At 56.6% G+C, this 9,950-nt stretch carries 2 protein-coding genes; one reads left to right on the top strand and one right to left on the bottom strand.

All coding sequences use genetic code 11. The annotated features are described in order from the left end of the window. Window positions 1-8,179: beta strand repeat-containing protein (locus RMSM_RS33255; protein ID WP_144058140.1), on the bottom strand; the 8,179-nt coding region annotated here is incomplete at its 3' end. 503 nt (window positions 8,180-8,682) lie between these two features. Between RMSM_RS33255 and RMSM_RS33250 the strand changes: the two genes are divergently transcribed. After that, window positions 8,683-9,813, top strand: a complete 1,131-nt coding sequence (locus tag RMSM_RS33250; RefSeq protein ID WP_144058139.1) for an Lpg1974 family pore-forming outer membrane protein — start codon at window positions 8,683-8,685, stop codon at window positions 9,811-9,813. Window positions 9,814-9,950 lie beyond the last annotated feature (137 nt).

Raw genomic sequence — 9,950 nt, 5'->3', positions numbered from 1 at the left:
GCTTTCCCAAGTCAGCGGTTGCAGGTGATACAAGATCAACGACAACTCGGGAGTACTGTAGGTCAGCAAAATGGCTTTCGGTTTCGGAGCGTCCATCAAAACCAGTTTCGCCCAGCAGCAGTCCGAACGATTGCTCGAAGATCGGGAATTGGATTGGATCGGTCGTGCGGCCGGATCCTTGTTGGAAGTGATCGTTGTTGATGAACTTGTTCGTCAACCCTCCGATACCGCCTACCCTTTTCAGCCCGGGCAACAACTGAGTTGTCACCAGACTTTGTGCTGCGGACTGAGCCGAGCTGGACGTATCACGTGCAATCGCAGCGATTTGGCCAAGAATCGAGCCGGCTCGTGATCCGTCGGCATTCTGGACCGCGATCCGATCGCCTGCGATGCCGTACACCGTTCCTGTCATCGCGAAGGTGCCACCGGTGATCGTCAACACGCTGTCGGTCACGCCCTGAACCGTATAGGTCCCAGGGTTGACATCGCCGCTGATACGGATGGTTTGTCCTGCGGCAAACCCAGCCGCGGTCCAGGTCGAATCGTTGCTGCTAGGCAGCGTGATCGTGTTACTCGTGAACGATAGAGTGACGTTGCCGGTCAAACGCAGCGGTTTGTCTTTCAAGCTTCCTAGCGACCGTTCCTCGTTTGCATTGGAATCAAACAAATCACCCGATTGACCCCGTGCGACCGCTCCGTTGACCACAAAGCTGCCGAGATCAATCCATTCTTCGCCGGTCAACATCATGATCGGCAGCAAGGTGATGTCGTCAAATTCTTTGTTCTCGAACAGATCGGAAAAGAATTCGCCGATTACGTCACGCTCAAACGGTTTGCCTCCATTCGCCAAGGCTCGCAGTGCCGTCGCGGCGCCGGTGAAGTCACCAATTTGCGTTTCGCCACCAAACGTGCCTGGCGCGCTCACGTAGGATGTTTTGCCGAACAACAACGATACGATCGGCATCGCCTCGCTTTGCAAGAACACAAGTAGCGGATCGACGGCTTCAAGTGCGACGCTCATACGAGTGATCGCAGGTCCCAGGAAATCACGCACAAAGCCGACTAATTCAAACTGCACATCATTGAATGCGATCGATGGCGTGCTGATCTCGGTCGCCAGCGAACCGGTGACATCCCAATCCCAATTCGTGATGTCCAGCTGCATCCGGTATGGCGGGAACGCGGCGCCCGGAGGCAGATCGGTTTCGATAGCGAGCGAGATCGGATGGACGGTCAACTCGTGCCCAGTGGTTTCGGTAATCGTCAGCAGATTATCCAACGGAGCACTCGTGAATCCGGCGGCTGGAATCACAGGAAACGGCTGAGCTGCAATCAGATCGTTGAGCGACAACCGTGTTTTGGCACCGGCAATCGACGGCGACAAGAAATCGATGTTAAACGTGCCGGTCAATTCGGATTGATCCGGTGTTTGGTCCCAAACGCGGAACGGCAGCACGCCTAGTTCCGCCTGGATCCCCCGCAGTCCCTCTTTTCGCACAAAGGCGTTCGAGGTGGTTTCATTGGTAAGCACCTTGTCGACCGTGATCGTTCGCCCCGAGGGATCGATCGCGAGTATCGTGTAAACATCGTCGTTGGTGCTTGTGCCAGTAATCGTGATGGTGTCACCAAGCCGGAATCCATCTTCCAGCCAGCTGCCGGTGCTGCGAGTGATTTGATCTCGCACATCGACCGTGAAGGTTCCCGGCGGCAGATCGACGAAGAGAGGATAATCGGGCGTAACGTCTTTGATGACATCGGTGAACGTCAGCGACGGGCCACCGGTTTGCGATACCTTCATCACCGAAATGCCAATCCCCGATGTCGGGCCTTCGGGGACAACACGGTCAAGCGAACTGCTGGCTGGGGCGAGATTGGCATCGGTCGATTCGAGTGTCATTTCGAGCCCGGTCGCATCGAACGACTTCACCAGATAGTCGCCGTCATTGCCGCTGGAACCACTGACTTCGATGATTTGACCGACACGGAATCCATCAAGAATCCAATTGCCGCGGTCGCGAGTTATTTTCGGTGCTGCATTGCTGGGGTTGGTGAACGTCAAGCGTGGATCGCCCGCCATCGTTACCGCAGCTTTGGGCAAGGCGACGTCCAGACTAATCTCGAGGTCGTTCACCCCATCCACATCGATGTACACTCCGTCGGCGATACTAACGCCGACTGTCAGTGGCAAATGGAATCCAAACTGTACATCTGCAAGCGCATCCAGCTGTAACCCGAGTCCCGGCAACAACAGATCCAGATCCACCGGTGCGGCTAGCAATTGAGCCGGCGAGCTCAAGTCCATCTGGTACTCGACTCCGATCACCAATTCGCGACCATCGACGGTGACGCCATTCTTGACCATCTTGATGTCGTCAATATTAACGACGGTGTCACCTGAGTTGGGATCATTTTGCAGCCAATTGAAACCGCCAGGCCCGAATGCATCAAAAATTCCTTGGCGCACCGAATCCATCGAGATTGATTTGCCATACAGATTCAAGTTGTCGACGACCGAGTCACGCATTTGCAGCAGAAAATCGGCGGCCTCGCCCAATTGGTCGCCGACCAACGGCAATTTCTGTCCCAGTAGAGCGGTGTCGAGCATTTGATCCAGCTTGGTGAACAGATCGTGGAAACCAAGCTTGAAGCCGTCCATCGAATCCGCGAGCGAGAAATTCTGCGTCAACACTTCAAAGGTGGGCCAATTGCCGTCGCCACCCAGCAAATTGGTCGTCAGCGTGCTGCTGCCGCCGCTAGGATCATTCACATTGCCCACGCCAACGGTGATAAAGGGAACCGTGTTGGGAGCATCCGACGGAATCACTTGCTGCGGAAATGACAATTCAAACTTCGCATCCAATTCTCCCGCAACCTGGACCGTCGTCGATGAAGCCGCAGCGGCATCGCGTGCCTCGGTTGTCGTCATCACGGCTGCGTTGGATTGCAGATCGACCGTGTAGGTGGCCGGCGAGGTAGAGACTCCGTCTCCGTCGCTGTCCAGAATCACAAAGCCACTGATTACTTCGGCCGGCAAACTGCCCAGCAGCGTGGTGAAGGTCAACGCATCATCGTTAATGCCTCGGATATCGAACGAGGCTTCGGTGCCCGAACCCGAACCCGCGGCTCCCGCCAGAAACGGCGATGGAGCACTTGGATCCGACAGATCAATCCCAAGGCTGACCTCAACGACACCATCGGCATCCACTTGCATCGGGGCGGCACTAAGTGTATCGACGATCGCAGCGACCTTTTGCAGACCCTGAGCGGTCAGATCGAGCCCCAACTTGGTTAGATCCAGTGAAACCGGTAACGTCGTGCTGATCGCATTGAGATCGAGATGCAAATCGAGCAGCAAATTCTTGTTGGCGGGGTCGAAACTTAATCCCGCCACGAGCGAGGCCCCCTCGAGCGGTGCGGACAATTGAGCATTAAGTGCCTGCAGCGACTTGGGTTGCAATTCCTCGGGCAATGCTTTCAGTTCTTCGACACGAGCCTGGAATGCTTTGCCAAAACCGAACAACTCACCGAGACTTTTGGAGAGTCCCGGCAACCGATCGGCAAGTTTGGATTGCGTCTGAAGTTCGACGAGGTAGGCGCCCACCGAATCGAGATAGTCAAACATATCGGCAAGCGTCAGTTGCTCGACAGCGACAAGCAGACCTTGCACGTCATCCATACCGGACATCACTGGCGTGACGGTTTCGACGTTGTCTCGCACGTCGTAAAGATTGTTGATATCGACATCAAAATCGGTTTTCAGCCCACTGCCGACTCCTGTGATCGATGGTTCGGGTCGCAATTTCATGCTCAGGTCGAGTGAATTGTTAAAATTCACTTGGTCGCCCACCAGCCAAGCGAACGGGCTTCCCAGACCGCCCCACAATTGCCCCACTGTTGCAGTTTCCAACGTCAACGAGGCTGCGACCTTGGATGTCGCACTTGAGATCGTCAGATCCGAGAAATCGACCGCTAACGGGCCGTATTGACCACTGCCACTGGCGCCCGAGGCGGACACATCCAAATCAAACTGTAGTGTCGGTGTCGAATCGGATTGGACTTTCAAATGAGCCGCGGCGGTATCACCGTGCAATGGATCGCCGCCGAGCACCTTGGCTGGTGACTTCAGCTCAATCACAAACTCGGGATCCAATTCGCTGCCAACCGGGGTGCTGAAATCAACATTCACCTCCGATCCGCTGGCCAGCCCTAGATCGGTCGCGGCAAAACTGCCTCCGGCATTGGTGACGGTAAAGGTCGAAACGGCTCCGGCTTGACCGCGATCAATCAGCGAGATCGTGCCGGTTCCCGAATCGGTAAAGACTTCGAAGTCAGCCGTCGTCACGCCTGCATCGCCGGCGGCGTCCGCAATCCGCTCCGCCAAATCCTTGATCGTGGTCGGCGACACAATGCCATCGAGATCGACGCTAAACGAGGTTCCTCCGCCGCTGAGAGTGATGGTTAGATCGGCGGCAGGCGTTCCATTGGTACGAACCACCACCCCGCCACTGCCATCAAACAATCGCGAGTCGGAAACCGAGGCTTGATCCTTCGCCGCGGAGGCCAGACCGAGACTGACGCGGGCTCCGGAGTTATTCAGCGATGCGACAATCAAATCGTTGGCGATGGTGTAGGTCGAAGTTGCATCGATCGCGGTGTCCCAATCGGAATCCAACGTCAGCGTATCGGCGGTGTTGGCGATAATGGTCAAACTTTGCCCTGCTCCGGCACCCCCGGTGATCGTCACGACACGACCGACCAATGCGTCGGGGGTAAAGGCGGCAGTGTCCTGCAATTCGTCCGTCGCCGCACCGCTTTCTGCGGTGCCGGTGATCGAGGCTGCGGGCGACGTCCGATCGACCAGGACGATCCCTGCATCGGCAATCTGCACATCAAAGTCCCAACCGGCTGAGAACGAGGCTGAACTCGGCAGCGTTAATCCGGCAGCGGTCGCAGCCGCTTCGATCTTGGCAATCAAGTCACCCAACGTGACCAACGAGTTTTCGACCACGGTAAACGTGCTGCCGCCGAGGTTTCGCTGTTCGGCTGTACCATCGATTCCAAGCGAGGCGGCGGCCGAACCGGTCACGGCCAAGGCGGGCGAGCCGACCGGCGTCGTCGCATCAATCAAACTGAGCGTGCCACGCGCCGCATCGAGACTGGCGAATCCCGTCAACCGGCTTGTCACTTCATAGCTGTCGCCCGCGGTTGGGGCCGTGCTCCAGTCGCTGCTGAGCGTCAATGTATCAGCGGTGTTGGCGGTGATCGTTGCGGATTGCTCGCCAACCACCACTTCGCGTCCCACCAAACTGTCAACCGCTCCGAACGGGGCCGATGCATCGATCAATTGGTTCGCCGTCGCGCCCGCCGCCACCGTGCCGGCGATCGAGTCGGCGGCATCTGCGGCCGCTTGGATTGCTTCGACCAATTCACCCAGCGTCGATGGTGCCGCGCTCGTCGAAGCCACCGCGGCATCCAAATCGACGGCAAAGGTGGTGCCATCGTTTAAGGTGAACTGCAAATCGGCGTTGGCGTCGCCTGAGGTAGGCACGCTGGCGCCGCCGTTGAGGCTTGCCAGTGTGACCGAGGCGAGCGAGGGATCAAAATCAACCGCGAACGTGGTTCCATCGGCGAGATGCACGCGAATATCGTCGACGCCTTCGAGCAACGCGACACCGGCCCCCAAGTTCAACTGCGAAATCGGCGTCGATGACGAAAGCGGCGTGTCGAAACCAACGTTTGTCAATGCAAGTTCGAACGGCAAGTGCAGCGTCGCGGTGGGGTTCAAAAGATCGACACTGCCAGTCGTGCTCAAACCACTCAGCGATCCGAAATCGGGCAGGTTCAGCGTGTCGGTTGAATCCGAAAAGGATTTGGCGATGTCGAGCGTGAAGCGAAACGTCGACGTGGCCGCGTCGTAGCTCATCGGACCCACGGTCGTGTAGGGAGAACCGCCGCCGGTGGGCAGCGAGAGCATCTGCTGAAGCGTGCTGAAATTCGCCCCAGGGTTCGGTGCCAATTGGATCACCGATTCGAGAGTGTCATCGCCGACGACGTCTTTCTTTACCGCAACCGCCGTCAAACCCAACTTGGCAGCGGCCGCGTAGTCTTCGCTCGATCCATCCTGTTTCGCCGTGATGTGAAACTTGTCGCTATCCGACGCAGCGATGGTTTTGTCGACCAATAAAATTGCACCATCCGACTCGGTGACGACTTCAAACTTAGCCGTCCCTGGCGATGCCGTTTGGATACGGCTGGCAACATCGGCCAATGTCGTGGTGCCATCTAAATCGACATCAAACGTGGTTCCGTCTTGCAACGTGACCGTGAATTCGGGAGCGTTATCACCACTGGTTCCTAGCAATGAACTTAACGTTTCGCCGGACTCGGGCACCCCAACAATGTCAGTTAGCCGGGTGGTGGCGGTATGCGGTGGGAGTTCGATTCGCTTGAGGAACTCGTCCTGATAAAGCTCGGCCATGTTGACCAAGTCACCGATGGTTGCCGAGGCGCCAAGCAACAACCGCTCGTTATCAAACGTTTTCGAACCAAGGACGTCCACGTAGCTGCCAAACTGCTGCATCACCTGCAGAACCGATTTGGCGTTGAGGTTGTAGAAGTCCGGGATTCCCAGCGATGTCAAATTTTCGCTGAACGTCGGTGCGGCAGCACTGAACAGATCGTCGCTGAGGTGAATCGTCGCAGGTGTGCCATCGGTGACCCCGGAGACGCCGGGTGCGGTGGCGTACAGGTCGATGTCCAGCTGTGCGGTCGCAGCGGTGCCCGAGTCCAAACGGTCCAATCGATTTGCGTCTTTCAGTTCGTTGATCTGCAGCACTCCGTCGGACGCGCCGCCGTTGGTGCCGTCCAGCCCCATTAACGCTCGAGCATTAAATGTGGCGTCGAGATCCAAATTGATCGTGCTGGGGGCACTCGCCGCGCCGTACGGCCCAACGTCCATGCCAAGCAGCCCCGCACTCAGGTCAAACGAGGCATTGGCGACATTCACGTCGGCAGTGACGCTGATATCGTTGTCAAAATCGGCAAAGAAAAATGGCGTCGCGGTGGCATCGACTCCAACACTGAAATCCCACTGAAACCCAGTGCTCAGGTCGGCAGTCACGCCAGACATCGTCATCCATTCCTCGAGCGCCCCATCGAGCCCCAGGATGGTCTCGCCAAGATCAAGCGAAACAGCGGAGTGCGTCACCGTCGCGACGACACTCAGATCCAAGGTCATCACATCTCCGCTCATCACTCCCGACGCGGCGACCGTGAAATTCAAACTGCCGGGCCCCGAATAGCCACTGCCGTTGAGCGAATCGAGTGCCGTCAGCAGCCCGACCAAGTCGGGATCATCCGACCCCAGGTTAGAAAAATAGGCTGCGATCGGCTGCGACAGAGATTCGTTAAGAATCTGGCCGATCGGCAGAGCATCGCTGATCGATTGGCCGACCAAATCGATTTTCTCGCTCAGATTGTCAAGCGACTCAAGTTCGCCACCGAGTGTGGCCAATTCACCGAGTCCGTCATTGAGTGCAGTTTGGGCAGTGGTTTGATCCAAAACAAGCGGGAGTCCTGAAAAGTTGCTGGCCGCTGCATAGCTGACCTGGCTTGCGTCATCCGAGAGCACAACGACGTTTCCGCCGGACTGACTAACGCCCAACGCGGCGCTGACATCAGAGAAGTCGACGGTACCGCCACCAGCATCGACGATCGTGGCGGTGCCCCAGGCGTCGTCGAACTTGAACGTATCGTTGCCGGTGCCTCCGGAGAGCGTGGCGGTTTTACCGGCAAAGTTTTTCAGCGTGATCGTATCGTTGCCACCTGCGGCATTGACGTTGACGCCAGTGATCGATCCGATCGCGACAGAGACTTTATTGGGATCACTATCGGAATCTGCTATTCCGCTGGCCGTGATCGGACTGTTATTAGAAATCACATAGTTGCCGCCCGAGATCTCGACCGTGAACGCATCATGGCCATTGGTGGTATCCGTGACGACCAATTCGTTCCCACTAAGCGAAACATCCGAGGCCAGCAAGCGACGCAACTCGAGCGATTCAAAGGACGATCGCCGCGTGGCGAGACGATGGCGGGATTTCTTTTTGCTTAACGACTTGCGGGTTTGAGCAAGACGGGAGCGACGGCGCAGCTGAGCAAGGAGTGAGTCAAGTTTCATCGCTGAAAATCCCAAATCCATTCGGGGCAAATTGTCCAGCGTCGGCCTTCATGGCCAACGCAAGTCGGTCAGAATCGAAGCGGCCTTGAGACAATCTTCGCAGATTCCTGACTTTCTATAGAGCTATTAGTAGTCGAAACCGCTACACAGCTCTAGACGAGTTTCACGCGGAAACTGAAACGGTCTCTTTTTCAATATCGCCCTATCGACGGCTGCGCCCTTTTGCTAGTTGGAGGGAACTGCCGCGAAGTTTCTACACAGGAAAACCCGATTTTTGCCGCCTCGATCGCGACAGGCCGGCAGCCGTCGCCGCAGTTCCGCTGGCAAAATCCTGCATGAAACCGACATTTCACGATGTCATCAGGCTGACGCCACCACCCGAAATCCCGCCACGTATTCAAAATTCCACCATGACGCCGCACCCCACCGCCTCCTTACTCGTGCGATTTTTTTGCATCGTCGCCACTTGCTCGACATTGCTAGCAATAGCTCCTCCGGCTGTTTTGGCCCAAGAATCGGAGGAACCGGATCTTTCGAGTTACTTGCAGGAGAGTCTGGTCGAATCCGCAACCAGCCCGATCGCACAGACCAGCATGGACTCGTATGCGGGATCGACCGATCTGAGCATCCAAGTCGCGGAGCTTCAGGCTCAGATGAGCGAACAAAGATTCGAGATCGAGTCGCTCCGCTCGGAGTTGCAAACGCCGCTGCGTCACGCTCACAAAAACCTACCGGCAAAATGGTTTGTGACGTATGAAAGTGTCGTGGTGCAGCCGATCCAGAGCAATTCAACGGGGCTGATCAGCGAACGCGAAGATGATGTCTTTTCGCACATCATGTTTCCATGGGGCATGGAACACAGCCCTCGGATCCAAATTGGTCTCGAAGCGAATGATGAAACCCTTGGGTGGCGAGTTCGTTATTGGCAATTCCGTCATGGTGAATCCTTCGAGGCGAATGATGCCAACGGGTTGATCCCGGCCAGTTCGTTCACGCTTGGAACGGTCGGCTATTTGTTCGAAGACGGCGATGCATCGACGGGACTGCAATTTGTCGAAGATGGCGTGTTTACCAGCAGCATTCGCGTCGATGTCATCGATTGGGAACTGCAACGACAAATCGTCAAACCGCTGGATGTGTACGCAGGGATTCGCTACGCCAAGATTGCGCAGCGTTATCACGCGATGACCGACGCGGGCAACCTTGACGCACGCAGCGAGTTCCGTGGTTTTGGACCGACCGTGGCAATGCGATTTTCACACACTTTGCCACTGAACGCATTGTCAATTTTTGGTAACGCGCGAGGATCGCTGTTGTTCGGACAAAAGGACTTCACCGCCGTCGATGATGTCAACGAGTACACCCAGGCACTCAACGCGATCGATCTACGCTCGACCGAGGACGCGGTTCACTCGTTCGCAGGCAATGCCGAGATTCAATTAGGTTTGCGATACACACCCGCGAATTGGTTTTCGATGCAGGTTGCGCTCGAAGCCCAACACTTTATGGATGTCGGCGGCGCGAATCCCACCGGCGTGTTCACCGGACCTGATGGCGGCATGTCTGGCGACAGCCCGCTCGATGACGACCTCAGTTTCATCGGCGTCAGCAGCGGTATCGAATTGGCGTATTAGGCCCTACGCCTCAGAGTGCGGCATAGGCTTCCAGCCTGTTGTCGTTCCACTCTTTCCCTCCGTAGCAACCGTCGCCAAGACTCTCGTTCTGACCGTGTGATCTTGTTAGCGGAGCGGCGCGAGCCCAATGCCATCTT

Origin of the sequence: Rhodopirellula maiorica SM1 (assembly GCF_000346295.1) — a bacterium.
Lineage (GTDB): Bacteria > Planctomycetota > Planctomycetia > Pirellulales > Pirellulaceae > Novipirellula > Novipirellula maiorica.
This window is presented reverse-complemented; position numbering and strand designations above follow the sequence as displayed.